The sequence below is a fragment of the Rossellomorea sp. NS-SX7 genome, from assembly GCF_052828565.1.
This window is the reverse complement of sequence record NZ_CM128249.1, coordinates 1956448-1973749: the sequence shown is the minus strand read 5'-3', so window position 1 is coordinate 1973749 and position 17302 is coordinate 1956448. Positions and strand designations below refer to the sequence as shown.

The 17302-nt window shown below is 41.9% G+C and carries 18 protein-coding genes and 2 pseudogenes; 5 read left to right on the top strand and 15 right to left on the bottom strand.

The annotated features are described in order from the left end of the window. Positions 1 to 45 precede the first annotated feature (45 nt). Positions 46 to 336, top strand: a complete 291-nt coding sequence (locus tag ACUXV2_RS09800) for a HesB/YadR/YfhF family protein (RefSeq protein ID WP_446246819.1) — start codon at positions 46 to 48, stop codon at positions 334 to 336. Positions 337 to 384: 48 nt separating this feature from the next. On the opposite strand, the gene ACUXV2_RS09795 is transcribed toward ACUXV2_RS09800, so the two are convergent. From ACUXV2_RS09795 to acnA, 7 genes are all read right to left on the bottom strand, one after another. Then, entirely contained in the window at positions 385 to 684 is a 300-nt protein-coding gene (locus ACUXV2_RS09795) for a hypothetical protein (protein ID WP_446246818.1), read from the bottom strand. A gap of 143 nt (positions 685 to 827) precedes the next feature. After that, positions 828 to 1253, bottom strand: a complete 426-nt coding sequence (locus ACUXV2_RS09790) for an acyl-CoA thioesterase (RefSeq protein ID WP_446246817.1) — start codon at positions 1251 to 1253, stop codon at positions 828 to 830. 168 nt (positions 1254 to 1421) lie between these two features. Next, complete coding sequence (gene tlp, locus ACUXV2_RS09785; RefSeq protein WP_446246816.1) at positions 1422 to 1655, bottom strand: small acid-soluble spore protein Tlp; 234 nt, start codon at positions 1653 to 1655, stop codon at positions 1422 to 1424. 82 nt (positions 1656 to 1737) lie between these two features. Continuing rightward, a complete protein-coding gene (locus tag ACUXV2_RS09780; RefSeq protein WP_175989349.1) occupies positions 1738 to 1881 on the bottom strand; it encodes an acid-soluble spore protein N in 144 nt (47 codons plus the stop codon). A 217-nt stretch (positions 1882 to 2098) separates the two neighbouring features. Continuing rightward, a complete protein-coding gene (locus ACUXV2_RS09775; RefSeq protein ID WP_446246815.1) occupies positions 2099 to 2245 on the bottom strand; it encodes an FbpB family small basic protein in 147 nt (48 codons plus the stop codon). Positions 2246 to 2336: 91 nt separating this feature from the next. Next, positions 2337 to 2936: a redoxin domain-containing protein gene (locus tag ACUXV2_RS09770; RefSeq protein ID WP_446246814.1), complete on the bottom strand. Its 600-nt coding sequence runs from the start codon at positions 2934 to 2936 to the stop codon at positions 2337 to 2339. A gap of 141 nt (positions 2937 to 3077) precedes the next feature. Then, positions 3078 to 5786: an aconitate hydratase AcnA gene (gene acnA / locus ACUXV2_RS09765; RefSeq protein ID WP_446246813.1), complete on the bottom strand. Its 2709-nt coding sequence runs from the start codon at positions 5784 to 5786 to the stop codon at positions 3078 to 3080. 329 nt (positions 5787 to 6115) lie between these two features. Here acnA and sspO point away from each other — a divergent pair, with 329 nt between their 5' ends. After that, positions 6116 to 6265 (top strand): small acid-soluble spore protein O, encoded by a 150-nt coding sequence (sspO, locus tag ACUXV2_RS09760; RefSeq protein ID WP_341982247.1) that lies wholly within the window; start codon positions 6116 to 6118, stop codon positions 6263 to 6265. Between the two features lie 131 nt (positions 6266 to 6396). On the opposite strand, the gene ACUXV2_RS09755 is transcribed toward sspO, so the two are convergent. After that, entirely contained in the window at positions 6397 to 6537 is a 141-nt protein-coding gene (locus ACUXV2_RS09755; protein ID WP_446246812.1) for a small acid-soluble spore protein P, read from the bottom strand. A gap of 116 nt (positions 6538 to 6653) precedes the next feature. Here ACUXV2_RS09755 and ACUXV2_RS09750 point away from each other — a divergent pair, with 116 nt between their 5' ends. After that, positions 6654 to 6914, top strand: coding sequence for a hypothetical protein (locus tag ACUXV2_RS09750; RefSeq protein ID WP_446246811.1), 261 nt, complete (start codon positions 6654 to 6656; stop codon positions 6912 to 6914). A 61-nt stretch (positions 6915 to 6975) separates the two neighbouring features. Here the strand turns inward: ACUXV2_RS09750 and selA are convergent, their stop codons facing one another. Next, positions 6976 to 8403: an L-seryl-tRNA(Sec) selenium transferase gene (gene selA / locus ACUXV2_RS09745; RefSeq protein ID WP_446246810.1), complete on the bottom strand. Its 1428-nt coding sequence runs from the start codon at positions 8401 to 8403 to the stop codon at positions 6976 to 6978. A 101-nt stretch (positions 8404 to 8504) separates the two neighbouring features. On the opposite strand from selA, the gene ACUXV2_RS09740 reads away from it, so the two are divergent. Next, on the top strand, positions 8505 to 8912 hold the full coding sequence (locus tag ACUXV2_RS09740; RefSeq protein WP_446246809.1) for an Hsp20/alpha crystallin family protein: 408 nt from the start codon (positions 8505 to 8507) through the stop codon (positions 8910 to 8912). Between the two features lie 40 nt (positions 8913 to 8952). Here the strand turns inward: ACUXV2_RS09740 and ACUXV2_RS09735 are convergent. Further along, positions 8953 to 9138, bottom strand: a pseudogene (locus tag ACUXV2_RS09735) (Rdx family protein); the annotation flags it as partial. A 207-nt stretch (positions 9139 to 9345) separates the two neighbouring features. Between ACUXV2_RS09735 and selD the strand changes: the two are divergent. Further along, positions 9346 to 10398, top strand: a complete 1053-nt coding sequence (gene selD, locus ACUXV2_RS09730; RefSeq protein WP_446246808.1) for a selenide, water dikinase SelD — start codon at positions 9346 to 9348, stop codon at positions 10396 to 10398. Between the two features lie 103 nt (positions 10399 to 10501). Here selD and ACUXV2_RS09725 read toward each other — a convergent pair whose 3' ends face one another. From ACUXV2_RS09725 to ACUXV2_RS09705, 5 genes and pseudogenes are all read right to left on the bottom strand, one after another. Continuing rightward, a complete protein-coding gene (locus ACUXV2_RS09725) occupies positions 10502 to 12751 on the bottom strand; it encodes an AAA domain-containing protein (RefSeq protein WP_446246807.1) in 2250 nt (749 codons plus the stop codon). 128 nt (positions 12752 to 12879) lie between these two features. After that, entirely contained in the window at positions 12880 to 14172 is a 1293-nt protein-coding gene (locus ACUXV2_RS09720) for a protoglobin domain-containing protein (protein ID WP_446246806.1), read from the bottom strand. Positions 14173 to 14298: 126 nt separating this feature from the next. Further along, complete coding sequence (locus tag ACUXV2_RS09715) at positions 14299 to 14937, bottom strand: lytic transglycosylase domain-containing protein (protein ID WP_446246805.1); 639 nt, start codon at positions 14935 to 14937, stop codon at positions 14299 to 14301. Positions 14938 to 15191: 254 nt separating this feature from the next. Continuing rightward, positions 15192 to 15272: pseudogene (locus ACUXV2_RS09710) on the bottom strand (YjcZ family sporulation protein); the annotation flags it as partial. A 282-nt stretch (positions 15273 to 15554) separates the two neighbouring features. Continuing rightward, positions 15555 to 17084 carry a glycine betaine uptake BCCT transporter gene (locus tag ACUXV2_RS09705; RefSeq protein WP_446246804.1) on the bottom strand — a complete coding sequence of 510 codons (1530 nt, stop codon included), beginning with the start codon at positions 17082 to 17084 and terminating at the stop codon, positions 15555 to 15557. Positions 17085 to 17302: the final 218 nt, after the last annotated feature.

Here is a 17302-nt window from a genome sequence, read left to right as displayed (position 1 = left end):
AGGACGGATGCAAGTATGAGTGTAGAGAAAGGAGTCTGAAACAGCGTGAAAATACATATTTCGAAAGACGCCCTCAATTGGTTCAAAAACGAAATGCTCGTAGAGGAAGGAGAATATGTTCGTTTTTATGTACGATATGGAGGTTCCAGTCCTCTGCACGACAGTTTTTCTTTAGGTGTGAATAAAGAAGAACCGATTGACGCGGGCAATGAAATCGAACTTGATAACCGCATATTTTTTGTGGAAGAAAGAGATATATGGTACTTTGACGGTCACGATTTATTTGTAGAATACGACAAAGAACGAGAAGAACCGATTTACGAGTATAAAAAATAAATTAGGGCTGGAGCCGTGCTTGTTCATCTGGCTTCAGCCTTTCCTTTATTACAAAAAACGCTTTATATGGTCATCGAGTCCTTCCTCTTTCAAAACATATAGCTGAGTTTCGCCCATAAGGTCATAGTGGGGAAAGCCGTCGTGACGTTTATGAATCCATTCCCTCTTTAATCCGTACTTTTTCCCCCATTCTGAAAGTTTCTCGATATCAGCGCAGCCTGCTTTCGTAACAGACCGTACATTTGGAAATCGATCGTCCAACCAAAAGTGGGTAATGAACGCTACTTCCCCTCTACTGACCCGATCTTTCCAAGTATTCAATTCTCTGCGGTTGACCCCAAATGCCATTATGTCATCCTCTCTTCTTATAGCTTGCGGTAGAGTTACGCTATCTGCTGCAAACAAATTAAGTATCGAAAAGTGGCAGAATGTATAGCCATTTCATTCTAGAGCGACAAGAAGTACACTATTGCAGAAATAACAAGTATGTATTAATCCTTATCTCTTTTCGCCTTCTCATACGCCTCATGCCAATCCGGGAACATTCTGCGTATTGAAATGGGACGAAAGCTTTCTTTTTTGACGCATACATGCTTTGATTGGCCGCTGATCGCTAGCTGGCCTTCTCCATTATAAATTTCATATGCATATGTAATGCGGATCCCGTCATAATCTTCAACCCATGTTTTTACAAGGGCTTTTTCGCCATATCGTACCGGTGTTTTGTAGCTGATATTCAAATCTACGACTGGAGACAGAATTCCGACCTTCTCTATTTCTGCGTAGTTGAACCCCAGGTCCTCAATGAGTTTTGTCCTTCCGAGCTCCATCCAAACGAGATAGTTCGCGTGATACACGACCCCCATCTGATCAGTCTCTGCGTACCTTACCTGAACTGTATTTTCTGAGATATGCACTTCATTCACCTCAATATTTATTTAATGCACATCAATAATAGTATCACAGAAGTAATCTCCATTGTATCAATACGCTTAGGATATCCTGGAAGAAAAAAGCCCGAATATGCATGTAACCATGCATATTCGCGGCTTTTATACTGTGATTGCCAGTCAAATTGTAGAAAGTTAGCTGTTATTATTTTGACCGGCCTCATCTTTGATTTCACTTCGGAATGCATCAAGACTCTCGCGGCGGCGTTCATTTTTAGCCTTTATCGACTGAAGCTGCTCTTCACTATCAGTGAAAGCCATGGACTCTTCTGCCTTCTCCATGTTTTCAATCGTATGCTGTACCATACCTTGAAGCTTCTCGACGTTATCACTGCGATCATCCGGATTCGGTTTACTGTTCCATGCCATCCTACATTCCTCCTAAAGATGTGTTGAAGACCAACTGTCAGATGGTCGGTCCCCCAATTATTTTTCATCAAACGAAAAGATGTTATTCACCTTTTGTCTGGATTACCTGTGCATGTTTTCCCGATGTATCCTGCATTTGCTTTCCTTTATTCCCACCAGCTTCTCTGGATTGTGTACCAATATGGTTTGGATTGAAATGTTTATTGTTTCTTTTCGGATTGCTCATTGTACTTCCCCCCTTAGTACTATCATTTCCATTTTGGTGAGGAAGTTTAGGCGTAATAATTGGCAGGAGGATTTTCTGTGGTCTTTGAGGCATTTGCTTTGCGTTCTCAAAATGGTGAGTGTAACAGGGTATAATAAAGCGTACAATTGATGAAAAAATATGTAGATGGGAGATGAAAGAAACGACCTCCCAAATAAAAATAAAGCCTCGTAAATGATTACTCGGCTTTATTAAGCGGACGCTTGACTTCGAATCGTGCGTCAATTCTCTCTTCTATTGCATCCATTGCATCCTGATCAAGGAGTAACTGTTTTTTGTTCTCTTTCACCAAATCAGCGAATGATTTCTTTCTAGGTCTTCGCATGTATAGGAAACCTCCTCTTTATTGACTTGTATAAATAGTATATCCAAATTTCAGATATTTTAAACAAAGGTCATAAAGAGAGGCCCGTCCCTCACTTCACTAAAGCATTGAATGCTTCGAGGCTTGTGATTGCGCCGATTTGTTTGTGGGTGATGATGCCTTGTTCATTAATGACGTAGGTTGTCGGGACGGTAAGGATGTCATAGGCTTTGTTGATTTTGTCGTCTTTGTCGAGAAGTATTGGGAAGGTCAGACCCATCGATTCCTTATATTCTTCCACGTTATATTGTGGATCGATATTGATTGCGAGAACCTCGATGTTTTCACGGTTATTTTTGTAGAATTCCTCCATGACAGGCATTTCTTCCTTACATGGCGGACACCAGGTCGCCCAAAAGTTTATAATCACTTTTTTTCCTTTAAATTGTGACAGTGTCACGGCTTTTCCTGACAGATCTGATAACTTGAAATCAATTGCTTTATCACCCACATTAGGTCCTGGAAAATGGTCAGCAGGTTCCGAGCTGTCCGACACTTCCCCTTCTTCGATATCAATGAGCTGGTCATATGATTGGTTAGCAGATACTTGTTCAAACTGATCCCTTGAAATAGCATTCGGGCTGGACTTATTATCAACATATAATGTATATACCAACAAAGCGACAAGCAATACCCCAAAAAAAGATTTCAACAGTCCGTCTCTCCTCTTCTGATTAGTTGGTTATAACATCTTATGTAAGCTTGTCTAAGATTAGTCGTTTAAAGTAATTTTGTGGTTTTATCAACAAAAAAAGTCCTGAGGATTGATCCTCAGGACTTTCGTTATTCATTATTATGCTTGGAACTTACCGCGAAGTACCATTTGCAGGATACCGCCATGACGGTAGTAGTCTACTTCTACTTCAGAATCGAAGCGGGCAAGAACATCAAATTCTGTTTTCGTTCCATCTTCAGCCACTGCAGTGACAGTCAGGATATCACGAGGTTTAACATCATCTGTGATGTTGACAGAAATGGTTTCTCTTCCAGTCAAGCCAAGAGTTTCAGCACTTTCGCCTTGTTTGAATTGAAGTGGAAGCACTCCCATCATGACAAGGTTGGAGCGGTGAATTCGCTCATAGCTTTCAGCGATGACAGTCTTGATGCCAAGAAGGTTCGTACCTTTGGCAGCCCAGTCACGGGAAGATCCCATACCGTAATCTTTACCTGCAAGGACAACAAGACCAGTACCGTCTTCTTGATACTTCATGCAAGCATCATAAATCGGCATTACTTCATCTTCCGGCCAGTAAGTCGTGAATCCGCCTTCTGTACCAGGAGCGATTTGATTACGGATACGAATGTTTGCAAACGTTCCGCGCATCATGACTTCGTGGTTACCACGGCGGGAACCGTAAGAGTTGAAGTCGCGAGGCTCTACGCCATTCGCGCGCAGGTATTTACCAGCTGGCGTATCTTTACCGATAGCACCTGCAGGAGAAATGTGGTCAGTTGTCACTGAGTCACCGAATTTCCCAACAACACGAAGTCCGTTTAATCCTTTGATATCTTCAGGAGTCGGCGCAAGGCCCGTGAAGAATGAAGGATTTTGGATATAAGTTGAGTTTTCATCAAAACTGTACAATGGTTCGTTGCTTGTTTTGATTTCATTCCAGCGTTCGTTTTCTGTGAATACATGCTCATATTCTCTGCGGAATAGTTCAGGTGTCACTGTAGCTTTCACGACATCCTTCACTTCATCCTGAGAAGGCCAGATATCCTTGAAGAACACATCGTTGCCGTCTTTGTCTTTACCGATCGAATCATTTTGAAGGTCGATATCGACTGTGCCTGCGAGCGCATAAGCAACCACAAGCGGCGGTGAAGCAAGGTAGTTTGCTTTCACTAATGGATGGATACGTCCTTCGAAGTTACGGTTACCTGAAAGGACAGATGTTAAAAGAAGATCTGCTTCAGATACAGCTTTTTCGATTTCAGGACGTAATGGACCTGAGTTACCGATACATGTTGTACAGCCGTATCCAACCAGGTTGAAACCGATTTGTTCCATATATGACAACAATCCGGAATCTCTTAAGTAGCCTGTAACAACTTTTGAACCAGGAGCCAATGATGTTTTTACAAAGTCAGGAACGTTCATACCAAGTTCCACAGCCTTTTTAGCTACAAGACCTGCCCCAAGCATTACATAAGGGTTGGATGTATTCGTACAAGATGTGATCGCAGCGATTCCGATCGCACCAGTAGGCATCGTTACATCTTTACCTTCTTCAGTCGTGTATTTAGCTGTTTTATTGATTTCAGAAGCATCAAGTCCAAAACCTTGAACGCCTTCTTTTGCAGTGATTGACTTATGGAAAGTCTCCTTCATATCTGAAAGTGGAATTAAATCCTGTGGACGTTTTGGTCCGGAAAGGTTTGCTTCCACAGCAGAAAGGTCGATTTCCACTACGTCAGTGTAAGTTGGTTCCTCTTTTTCAGGTGTGAAGAACATTTCGTTTTTCTTCAGATATTCTTCTACCATCTTGATATGCGTCTCATCACGGCCTGTTAGACGCAGGTAGTCAAGTGATTCTGCGTCAACCGGGAAGAATCCGCAAGTTGCTCCATATTCAGGAGCCATGTTGGCGATTGTTGCACGGTCTGCTAATGGCAGAGTGGCAACACCTGGTCCGAAGTATTCAACGAATTTACCTACAACACCTTTTTGGCGAAGTACTTGCGTTACTTTAAGTGCCAAGTCAGTAGCCGTTGCTCCGTTTGGAAGCTCGCCAGTGAATTTAACACCGATTACTTCAGGAATCGGGAAGTATGAAGGCTGACCAAGCATCCCTGCTTCTGCTTCAATTCCGCCTACACCCCAACCTAGAACACCGATACCATTGATCATCGTTGTATGAGAGTCAGTTCCAACAAGTGTGTCCGGGAACGCTTCAAAGTCGCCTTCCGTTGTCTCAACAGCGTGGACTACGTTTGCCAGATACTCTAAGTTAACCTGGTGAACGATACCGGTAGCCGGTGGAACGGCACGGTAGTTTTCGAATGCTTTTTGAGCCCAGCTCAGGAATTGATAACGCTCTGCATTACGTTCGAATTCAAGATCCATATTTGCTTTCAATGCGTCTGCTGTACCGTATTTATCAACTTGTACAGAGTGGTCGATTACTAGGTCAACCGGGATTTCAGGGTTGATTTTTTGAGGATCTCCGCCGATGTCGGCCATTGCTTTACGCAGTGAAGCCAAATCAACGACAGCAGGTACTCCCGTGAAATCCTGAAGGATGACGCGGGAAGGCTTGAATGGAACTTCAGCATCCTTGCCGGCTGCTCCCCAGTTTGCTAAATTTTCAACGTGATCTTTATTGATCACACGTCCGTCAAATTGGCGCAGTACAGATTCAAGTAATACCTTTACACTGTAAGGTAAACGGTTGATGTTTGAAACGCCTGCTTCTTCAAGTGCTTTTAAACGATAATAATGATAACGTTTTCCTTCAAGTTCGAAAGAAGATCGTGCATTGAATACATCGTTCTTTGCCATTTCAATTCCCCCTCTAACTACATATACACATTAAGTCGAAAAGTCTTCGTTCTAAACAAACGAACTTTTCTCACAATAACAATCTTAATACAAGCGATTACATAAGTAAATAACAATAAAGTTATTGTTTTTGATAAGTTTTACTTATCTGAATATCTAATCACCTTTCATTTTCTAGCAAAATATTGGCATAACAGCATTTTTATTCATGTCAAATGATGTCGGCACCCTGAAAATATTATTTCGGAAAAACAATAACCTCTTGTTAGGGTTTTCCTCTAATAGCTGTACAGGCATGGTGGCATTCTATTTATATGGAGGTGTTTCTTTTGGCCAAACGCAAAGCAAATCATGTCATCAACGGTATGAACGCAGCTAAAGCACAGGGCAAGGGTGCAGGTTATAATGAAGAGTACTCAAATGAGCCATTGACGGAAGCTCAGAGACAGAACAATAAAAAGCGAAAAACCAATCAATAATTGTTTTGATTGAATGCTTATGGGCATGATGAAGGTTAGTCATCTACAGTCGGACTCACTTCTCACTTACCCTTTCTTAGTAAAAAATAAACAAAAAACTCTGCAAATTCAATTGCAGAGTTTTTTTGTGTTTACATATCGTGGCTGCCGTTATGCTTTTGACGCGTATGGTTTTGGTTTTTCACTTTGTGGGAGCCGCTCAACGGTTCTGGCTGCCCGGATTGTTTAGGTGCATTTTTTCTCATGTCCTTGCTGTCATTTTTGTTCATCATCCATCCCTCCTCTTATTTAGAATGGATACGTTCGAGAGAGTTTATGCATACGTATAGAACTGCGGTGAAATGCCTATAATATAAAGGCTATTTTACTTTTGAAGGAGTGGTTGACAATGCCTTATCATAAAAATAAACAGCAAGCATTTCAAGCGGCACAGCAGGGATTTACGGATGTGCAAAACAGTATCAATGAATTGGTTCTCGATGGCGGCAGCTACGGTTCCCAACTTTCACATCTGAAAAATGAAGTGAACGAAGCATATCAACAGATAGAAAATGCTCTTGAAGTAGCTTCAGACACTCAAAAAGAACAGCTGCAAAAATTCAAAACGGACCTTGAGTCGATTGTCAATGAAGTCAACGGGCAGCAATAATGGAGAAGAGGCACATCCCAGAGAGTGGGATGTGCCTCTTTATATGGGCAAATGTTCACGGTCAGTTCTGATCATCTGTCTTTATTCCATTGCTGATTATATCGAGTGCTTGAAGTATCTCAACCTGTTCACCGGTAGAAACGGTCCTTAAATCGATCAGGAGGCGTTCCTGTTGAATCCTTGCAATGATAGAAGGTTCATGCATTCTCAAACGTTCATGCAATTCATGGGAAGAAAATTGGCTGTGCCTAATGGAAATAAGATATGTGTCGAGTTCGACTTCCGGCATGGTACCCCCTCCTACTTTGCTTTTTCCTTCAACCAGCTCAACATTATATGAAACATCTCGCTGTTTTAGTTGCGCCATCAGTTCCATTGATTGCTGCATGATCTCTTCTTTCTGCCGGATGATCCCGTTAACGGCAGGAATCTTATGTTCTTCTTTTTTCAGATAATGAAGCAAGGTCATTTCAAGTGCAGCAAGTGTCATTTTATCAACACGCAAAACACGGGCGAGCTGATGTTTTTTCAGTAAATTCACAACATCTTTCCTGCCTGCGATAATACCGGCTTGAGGTCCGCCCAACAACTTGTCTCCACTGAAGGATACGAGATCAGCGCCTTTCTCGATCACGTGTCTTACCAGCGGTTCTGTTCCGATTCCATGTTTCGTAAAGTCATAAAGTGCCCCGCTTCCCAAGTCTTCATAATAGACCACATGATCATACTTTCGGGTCAGATGGACTAGATCACCTGATTCAACTGAAGACGTGAATCCTTTAATAATAAAGTTGCTTTGGTGCACTTTCATAATCATCGCCGTATCTTCACCTATATGACTCTCAAAATCGTGTAAATGAGTTTTATTTGTTGTGCCGACTTCCATAAGCTTAGCTCCGCTCTCTTCCATGATGGAAGAGACCCTGAAAGAACCTCCAATTTCAACAAGCTCCCCTCTTGACACAATTACTTCCTTGTTTTTAGCCAATGCAGAAAGAATGAGAAACACAGCAGCGGCATTGTTATTGACGACCATCGCAGCTTCTGCACCAGTCAATTCACATATGAACTTCTCTGCATGTGTGTGGCGTGAACCTCTATTTCCTTTTTCCACTTCATATTCAAGGTTGGTGTAAGAACCTGCCACATTACTCATATGCTCAATCGTTTCGGGACCCAGTCTTGCCCTGCCTAAATTTGTATGTAAGACCGTGCCGCTTGCATTAATGACTTTATGTAAAGATAGTGAAAACTTCTTCTTATTAAGGAGTTCGGCATGTGTATAGATTGCTTCGAGGAAACGGACGGTACCAGGCTGAGGACCATCCCAGTTGTTTTCCCGGATGCTCTTTCTTATGAGTGATACACTTTCTTTTACAAGTTCCGTCCCTTTTTCAAATGAAAGGTTCTGATCAGCTGTAAATCGTTCAAACCTGTCTGTATGCTGAAGTTCATGTATCGGGGGGATTTGTCTCAGCTGCTCTTTCATGAATTACCCTCCTTCATTCCTTTTCCACCATTATAACACCCTCACCATTTAATGCAGAACGAATAGAATGTGTAAAAGAGAAAGTTAGGGGTCAGGTGTAAATGGGTAAGAGCAAGGAGGATTTTTATTTAGAGAACTGGGAAGAGAGAATGAAGGATTGGTTGTTGGATCCCGATACAGTTCGGCTAGATGAAAAAGAATTCCGGATCGACTTCCTTGACACGACAGAAGCATTCATCGTGGAAGTTGAAACTGAAAATATTTGTCCGGATGAATTGATTCTGACAAAGAATGATCACCGGCTTGTTATCACAATCAGGTTGAAAAATGAATTGAAGACCAGGAGCAGGGACGTTGAATTTCCTTTTTGTCTGCGTCAGCGGCAATTAACCTACTCTTTAGAACACCACACAATAGAAATAAAAGTGCCGAAACACGAATGCTCGGAGAAGACCTCTCTTAGTATTCGAGTCCAAGGTATTTGCGACGATGATCACCATTCTCTCTGATAAGTAAAAAAGCCTGGGATTCCCAGGCTTTTTCTTGTGGTTACATTGCTTCGATCTTGGTGATGATGTCATTAACATCCGGGAATACGCCCGTTTCCAGCTTGGAATAGATCTTGGTATCGCCTACCGTAATTTCAAAGGCTCCTCCTGATGATGGAATGAGCAATACTTCATCAATATCGTAACGGAAATGGGTAAATAACTGTTCCGCGAAACTCGCGGCTTTTGGTGAGTAGTTTCACCTTAAGCAGAATTCAATTTTGATCTTACGATTGTTCATCTCAGAAACCCCCTTTTTGTACAAGTGCTTTATTTCATTCTAGTGGAGACCTGCTGATGTTGCAAATGGGTCGGGAAGACGCTTCATACATTTTGCCCGTTCTCTTATCTTTCCTGTACAATATAAGTATCTATACATAAAGGAGTGAAAGTTATGAGTAAAGAAGAGATCATCCGGTTAACGGCTCTTTCTACTAAAGCCGGCTGAGGATGCAAAATAAGTCCAAGCGACTTGGCGCAAGTTTTGCGTCATCTGCCTTCCCAACCAGAGAATAAAGAATTGTTAGTTGGAAATGAATCCTCCGACGATGCAGGGATCTATCAGTTGACGGATGAAATCGCTCTTGTTCAAACAGTCGATTACTTTACTCCTGTCGTCGATGACCCCTATTTGTTCGGACAAATTGCAGCAGCCAATGCTTTGAGCGATGTATACGCCATGGGCGGCACTCCAAGAACTGTATTGAATATAGTCGGGTTCCCGATTAAGAAGCTGGGCCATGAGGTGCTGACTCAGATCCTCGCAGGTGCCCAGAATAAAGTAATGGAAGCTGGTGCCATCACTGTGGGCGGCCACTCGATTGACGATGCGGAGCCTAAGTTTGGGTTAAGTGTAACGGGAGTCGTCCATCCTAAAGAGTATTGGACTAACAAAGGCGCCAAAACGGGCGATGTTCTGGTGTTGACGAAACCCATCGGTACAGGCATAATAACGACCGGCATCAAACGTCAGTCTGTGACGAAAGAGCAAGAAGCTGAAGTGACTGCATCGATGAGTATGCTGAACAAGAAAGCTGCAGATGTTTTGAAACAATATCAAGTAAATGCTGTCACCGATATCACCGGATTTGGACTATTAGGCCATGCCTTTGAAATGGCGAAAGGAAGTCATGCAACACTTCATTTAACCTACTCGTCCATTCCTCAGTTACCCGGTACAAAAGAACTTGCTGAAGCAGGCGTTATCCCAGGGGGAACGAAAGCAAATCACCTTTGGCTGCATGATAAGGTATCTTATGACTCTGAACTTACATTAGAAGAGCAGTTGATCCTGTGTGATGCAATTACATCGGGAGGTCTATTGGTAAGTATGCCAAGTGATCAGGCACATAAATATGTCAATGAATTAAATGGACATGATGTTAGTGCCTGGCTGATTGGAGAAGTAGCTGAAGAAACGGATAAACCACTTTATGTAATAAAGTAGTTCTATGATTGGTGAGCACTCGTTTCAATTGGGCTCTCTGTCACGTTTGATAGACCATATTTTACGAATAAAGATAATACAACAAAACGCCTGGAGAGAATGATTACTCTTTCCGGGCGTTTTGTTGTATCAGTTTGAAGAATTGCTGATGAACCTTTTTCGAAAATATCCTTATTTGATAAGGGAACCTTTTGTTCCCTTCATTCAAGAAACAATTAAACCACAGCACTTTCTTGTCCATGCTGATAAAAGGAATTCTTGTCGGCGAGTCAGCTGTATTAAATGGAAAGGTTTTGTGAGCCGAGTCTTTACATAATATTTTTACGGTTACTTTATGTTCCAACTCCTTTAATACCCTCAACATTTCAGGAGGTATATCGCTTATCGACATCACGTTGACGATGATCTCTTTTTCGCATGCATACAAGTCTTTCATTATCCTTTTCTGGTCGTGAATAGAATATGATTTGAATCTTTTTGTTGAACTTATTTCTGATTCTGTAAAATCCGAACCGGTTTTAACAAATCCTTTTGTGTATAGAAAATCGATCAATTGATGAATAGGCTGTGACGGATGAGTCTTTCTTTTTAAGAAGTGGTCGTCTGCAACCAGGATGAATTTTCCTCTAGCTCGCGTAACCGCCACATTGATGAGCCTCTCGCTTCCTTTGCGTGTGAGTAAAGCACCTGCCTTTTCATGAGCGGCCCCATCGACAGCATCGAAAATGATCATATCGTTTTCTGACCCTTGAAATCCATGAACTGTAGCCGCGTAAAGGCTCGGTTTCTCTCTTTGGTAGAGGGGCTCGATCATTTCTTGAAGCAGCAGATTGTACCATTTTGCTTGTGCCCGGTAGGGTGTGACGATTCCAATGGAATGAATTCCATCTTCCAGTGCTTTTAACGCCATCATAATGGTGATGAAGCTTGAAAGGACATTCCATCTGGATCCGCGTTCGGTTTCTCCCCATTCAGATCCTTCCTGCAGGGACAATAGAATGCTTCCTTGTCGGGAAAAGGGTTCCTTCTCCAGAATGTCTTCTCTCATCTTTGCAGCATAGGGATGATCGCCAACTTTAGAATGATAGATAAAGTGGTTTGTAAAAGCCGAAATACTAGGATGCATACGTCTTTGCTCGGGGAGCAGCAACAATTGCGGATGATCCCTCCCTTTTTCAACTGAATCAGCCACGTTTGATAAATGGAAGATATCATCCTTCAGCCATCTTGAAACGGATGGGTGAAAGCTTACTGCAATCGGGGGAAGCTGCTTGAAATCTCCGCACACGATGATTTTCTTTGCTAATGCAGCAGCAAATGCCACTTGCGGGACATATGCCATACTTGCTTCATCTACAATGACAAGGTCAAATTCTTCTTCATAGATAAGAGGATCAATTGCAGCTTTACTTAATGTGGTCCCAATCACCTTAGCATCATTGACAAGTCCCCCTTCCCGTCTTTTAAGCTGTTCCTTCAGTTTCTGGTAGTGTACTTCCAGCTGTGACAGGCGTTCAGAATCGTAAGTGGAGAAAGACTTAGAAAGTTTTTTCTTCAGTTTCCTCCGGTAGGTCTCTACTTTACTCTTTTCCTGAGCAAGTTTCGGATCCTGCTGCTCTAATAGCTGGATCGCACTCAAATCCGTAATACCATCTTGATACGACTTTCGGTTGATTCCATATCTGATGACCTCTCCTGATTTCCAGCGGTCATGCTTGGAAAGGAAATGGTGCATTTCTTCTATTAATACATCGACCGCTGCATTACTATGAGACAGGAGCAGAACACGCTTTCCTTCAGAATAATGATAGGCTGCAACACGCGCCAATGTGTATGTTTTGCCTGTTCCCGGCGGTCCCCAGAGATAGGTGATAGGATTATATTTACTTCTTAAATAAGCTTCGTGCAATGTGCTTTTTACAATGGATTGGTCATGGGATGTTTTTTGGGGAGGAGTCATCAGATTTTGGATCCTGCGTGCTTTACCATGTCTCTCTTTGGCTTCTTCCAGCCTTTCAATCAGTTTCTCCAAGAGCTCCCATGGCTCGTGTAAGAGTTGTCCTGCTGTAACCGGGTCCCCAATATACCGATCGAACTCAATGATACATTCCCGATCTTCAGAACTGATCACAACCCCGGGCAGCGATTTCCCCCCTGTTTTGAGTGTTACGGTGCTTCCCTCAGCAATGGATGCAGGATATGAAAGAGTAAACCAATAGATGTATGCAGATTCATCCGTTCTCAAACATATTCCTTCTTCTATATAAATCCCTGTTGAATCTTGTTTTCTTATATGTGCGATTTCAATTTCCAGAGCACTCTGCCACTCTTCTATTAAATTCGTAATATTCATTCTTCAACCACCTGTATGTGCTAAAAGTCAAACAAAGAATTATCATAACAATTTTTTATATGGCTGTGAAGTTCACCAGATTAAAAAAAGAGAACCTGATTATACCAAGGTTCTCCTTTTGTCGTTCATTATAATTCTGTAGTCATATCACTTAATTTGTCGGCAGACTGTGCCAATTGTGCAATAGCCTGTGAAATTTCCTCGACAGCCAAAGAAATTTCTTTCATTTTTCCTTCGACTTTTTCACTCTTTAATTTGCTATGATCGATCGAGTCTACGATTCCATCAAAAAAAACATGAGCTTCATTTGTAGAATTCATTCCAGTCTTTGCAAGCTTTTCTACTGATGTAATGTATCTGGAAATCTTGTCTACCTGTTCCTTTGTCCCAGAAATCAGGCTGGATACATTTGTAACTGAACTTTTTGTCTGGTCAGACAGTTTGCGCACTTCTTCAGCAACCACAGCGAATCCCTTTCCGTGCTCGCCTGCGCGGGCAGCCTCGATGCTGGCATTTAGTGACAAAAGGTTCGTTTGTTCAGCTATGGTTTGTACAATTGAAACAATATCAAAGATTTGATTGGATATCTGCTGCAGCTGTTGGATTTCTTTCAGCATTTCTCCCAAATCGGAAAGAATTTTACTCATATGATCCTTCTGCTGGCCCATTTTCTCTTTACCTTCCACTGAAAACTCACCAATTTTTTCAATGGCTGCTGTTCCTTCTGAACTTAGCGTACTTACTACTACCATACGGGAGATGATCGTTTCAAGAGAGGCTGCTGACTCTTCAGAAATCGCTGCAAGTCCATCTGTAGCTTCTTGAACCCTGATTGTGACATTTTCTTTGAGAATGCGTGCTTCTTCCCTCATTCTCTCATTCTGATCCTCATAAGCCTCCAGCACGAGCTGCTGTTCAAGGTTTAGAATCTTTGTGACGGATTTAATCACTTTATGGTAATCCTCAACATGAGAATATGTACGGAACAACACTTGAAATAATGTCATCTGCAAATTCTGGAATGATGCAATATACCACTTTGTCGGCAATCCAATACGAATATGCATCTCAGCTATTTTTCTTCTTTTTTCGATAAATGTTTGATCGATCGTTCCATTCATCATTTCTATGATATGTACGGCCAGAGTCCCTTTTAAACGATCAATGGAACTATATTGATTTACAATCGATGACAGTGCTGGATGATGCTCGATCGGGAAGTAGAAACCGTCGACGATTTCTTCGATATTTTCCTGTACGATCGCGCGGGATGCCTTAAGCACAGCCAAGTCATCTTCTGTCAGTTGTATCATTTCAAGCTGTTTTGCCATTTCTAGCGGGACAGTGATACTTACTTCATTGCTCCACTCTGATTCGTTTAGCCTGTTAACCCTAACGCTCTTTCTCTTCTTTAATAACACGGTAACCCCTCTTTTGTCTGTATAATATAACCTATATAGGAAAATGCTATCTTTTACTATATCAAAAAACACCCTTAAAGATAGGGTGTTTTTTGAAAATATTTTGATTGGATAGGGACTTTCGAATCACTTCTTCCCTTCCCTTTCATCTGGATTCTCAATGTATCTTTCAGCGAAATACAGAACATCCTCCACATACTCGGTACTGTGATTGTAGGCAAATACTGCTTGTTCAATCTCACCGTTTGCTGCCCCATTACTCGCTAGATAATTTGCTGCACTGAATACGGCGTCTTCAATTTGAAACGGATCTGCTACGCCATCCCCATTCGCATCCACTCCGTATCCCCCATATTTTTCAATGATGTCGGGATCGGTTTTCTGATCATCCGGAATATCACCTTTGCCCAGTTCACCACATGTCGGGTGTGACCAGCCAACAAATGTACAGGGCATAAACTGCATATGTCCTTCCGCTCCAACAGGGGAAATGAGTGATTTCATGGTGGAGAATTTAGTTTCCACCCGATGGTGAGCCGCCAATAGGTTCCATGGCACCCCATATTTTTCTTCGGCCGCCTTGTATATCGGTATATATTGAGACGGCACCTCTTCTTTCCCAAACAATGAAAGCTTATTGGTATTGTGAATATCGTTAACAGCAAAGTAAATCATCAGAATAAAAAAAGGGATCAATAGTATTTTAAGCGGAGAGGCGTGCTTCTTTTTATATGTTGTTTTTTTCTTTTTCGGTCTTTTTGCCAAACAGTCACGCCCCCTTTCTCAGTGATGATTCCCTTTAGTATTTTAATATGAGAACCTGATTAATACAATCGTAGAATGGTTTGAATAGTGAATATTTCCTTCCCACGGTTTGTATTGGGGCATGATTGAACTGAATGTTTTCCAACCATGACGCTTGTACTTTTTTTATTCATTACTAGTGCTTTATTTCTGTAAAAAAAATGACCCGAGCGAGACATTTTTGACTCTTCGGATCATCGACTCTTATTTTTTTATTAGTTAACAAACGCTGCTCCAACGATAATTAACAAAATGAATAGAACTACGATTAATGCGAAGCCTCCCGCGTATCCTCCTCCGCAGTATCCGTATCCAGGGTATCCGTATCCATACATAATCAGTCACCTCCAGTTTTCTAACTACGATATTAATGTATGTAGTGGACAAATTATAGGTTAATCGAAATACTCAAAAGTCATTTGTTCAGCTATAAAAAGAGCGTAATATCAGGGTTGATACGAGCCGCCGGCACAGATAAATGATGAAAATGTCTAGTCATTAAATATAGGGGCGATGAATGCCTGCTTGTTCTACCTCAATAAAAAACGCCCAGACATTGTCTGGGCGCAGGTACCTGATTATATTTTTTCGTGAGGCTCGGCGGTCTTTCTAGGTTTAGGTTTAATATATAAGCCAAGCTCTTTCTTCTCATGATTTAATGATTTGTATAAAGAGACCATCATGAGTGCCATGATGACTGAGAATGGCAGTGCTGCGACAATGAGCGCATTTTGCAGGGCTTGTAATCCCCCGCTGTATAAAAGGATCAATGCAACGGTTGATTGAGCTATACCCCAGGTTAATTTTACATAGTTTGGAGGTGTTAATGAGCCATATGTCGTTTGCATCCCAAGAACGAATGTTGCCGAATCTGCTGAAGTAATAAAGAACGTGCCGATCAGTGTAATGGCAACAACGGACAGGATAGTAGACCATTCAAAGCTGTTGAATACAGCAAAGAGTAATTCTTCTGTAGCGTATTGAGTTAAATCTGTTCCAGCTTGTTGTACCTCGATTGCAGAAGTACCGAAAGCAGCAAACCAAAGGAAGCTGACTAGTGCGGGAAGCAGCAATACTCCTATCAGGAATTCGCGAATCGTTCTGCCCCGGGAAACACGGGCGATAAAGATACCGACGAACGGAGACCAGGAAATCCACCATGCCCAATAGAAGATAGTCCATCCATTAATCCATGAGCGATGTTCTTCGTTCAATGGTGCAATCCTGAAACTCATAGCAGCGATATTCTGGATATATGCTCCGATTGTATCCGTGAACATATTCAGGATCAATAACGTTGGGCCGATAAAGAACACCAATATGAATAATCCAATTGCCAATACCATATTTGTATTGGATAAGTACTTGATCCCCTTACTCAATCCGGACCAAGCAGAGATCATGAACAGCACAGTAACGACAGCAATAATGATGAACTGTACTGTGAAATTGTTCGGGATGCCTAATAGATATGACAGCCCGCCGTTGATTTGAGCCGCCCCGAATCCAAGGGTCGTAGCGACGCCGACTACGGTTGCAAAAACAGCAAGGACATCAATGACGGTTCCTAACGGCCCGTTTACCTTGTCACCGAAAATGGGTCTGAGCGTTGCGGAAATCAACCCTGGTTCATCTTTACGGAACTTAAAGTAAGCAAGGGCCAAAGCAACGATTGCATAAATTCCCCAGGCATGAACCCCCCAGTGGAAGAATGTATAGCGCATCGCTTCTTTGTTTGCTTGATTGGTCCCTCCTTCTGCGAGGGGCGGGGTCATAAAGTGGGATAGCGGCTCTGCGGCTCCCCAGAAAACAAGTCCGATCCCCATACCTGCGCTGAATAACATAGCGAACCATGTACCTTTCGTATACTCAGGCTTTTCATCAGGTTTTCCTAATCTGATCGTTCCCATTGGGCTGAAGATCAGGAAGACACAAAAAATGACGATTACGGTTACTAAAATGAGATAATACCATCCGAATGTAGACGTAATGAACGCCTGCATATTAGAAGTCACAGTTTCGAAAGATTTTGGAGCAATAACTCCATATGCTACAGCTGCTGCTACAAGTGCAACTGTAATCCAGAAAACATTTGAAATACGTTTCATAAATATCTCCTTTCTATTTTCTTCTTGGATTTGTTAGATATTTTTGCGAGGGAAGAAAATTTAGAAATAGGCCCATTTCCTTATTCCCTCTTTTACGCCCTTGAAACCAACATTCATAACCCTAGCAAAAATAATGATGTAAATGCAAGCGAAAACCTTTAATTTTGACTAGTGTTTGCCAATAGAGCGTTTTCATTCCATTAATTTTCACTAAAAAT

Excerpts from the sequence above, each read along its gene's own strand:
- ACUXV2_RS09705 (WP_446246804.1), bottom strand. The coding sequence starts at position 17,084 with ATGAAACGTATTTCAAATGTTTTCTGGATTACAGTTGCACTTGTAGCA.
- selA (WP_446246810.1), bottom strand. The coding sequence starts at position 8,403 with ATGAAAGAGCAGCTGAGACAAATCCCCCCGATACATGAACTTCAGCAT.
- ACUXV2_RS09795 (WP_446246818.1), bottom strand. The coding sequence starts at position 684 with ATGGCATTTGGGGTCAACCGCAGAGAATTGAATACTTGGAAAGATCGG.
- ACUXV2_RS09725 (WP_446246807.1), bottom strand. The coding sequence starts at position 12,751 with ATGAATATTACGAATTTAATAGAAGAGTGGCAGAGTGCTCTGGAAATT.
- acnA (WP_446246813.1), bottom strand. The coding sequence starts at position 5,786 with ATGGCAAAGAACGATGTATTCAATGCACGATCTTCTTTCGAACTTGAA.
- ACUXV2_RS09775 (WP_446246815.1), bottom strand. The coding sequence starts at position 2,245 with ATGCGAAGACCTAGAAAGAAATCATTCGCTGATTTGGTGAAAGAGAAC.
- ACUXV2_RS09750 (WP_446246811.1), top strand. The coding sequence starts at position 6,654 with ATGCCTTATCATAAAAATAAACAGCAAGCATTTCAAGCGGCACAGCAG.
- ACUXV2_RS09755 (WP_446246812.1), bottom strand. The coding sequence starts at position 6,537 with ATGATGAACAAAAATGACAGCAAGGACATGAGAAAAAATGCACCTAAA.
- ACUXV2_RS09740 (WP_446246809.1), top strand. The coding sequence starts at position 8,505 with ATGGGTAAGAGCAAGGAGGATTTTTATTTAGAGAACTGGGAAGAGAGA.
- tlp (WP_446246816.1), bottom strand. The coding sequence starts at position 1,655 with ATGGCATGGAACAGTAAACCGAATCCGGATGATCGCAGTGATAACGTC.
- ACUXV2_RS09780 (WP_175989349.1), bottom strand. The coding sequence starts at position 1,881 with ATGAGCAATCCGAAAAGAAACAATAAACATTTCAATCCAAACCATATT.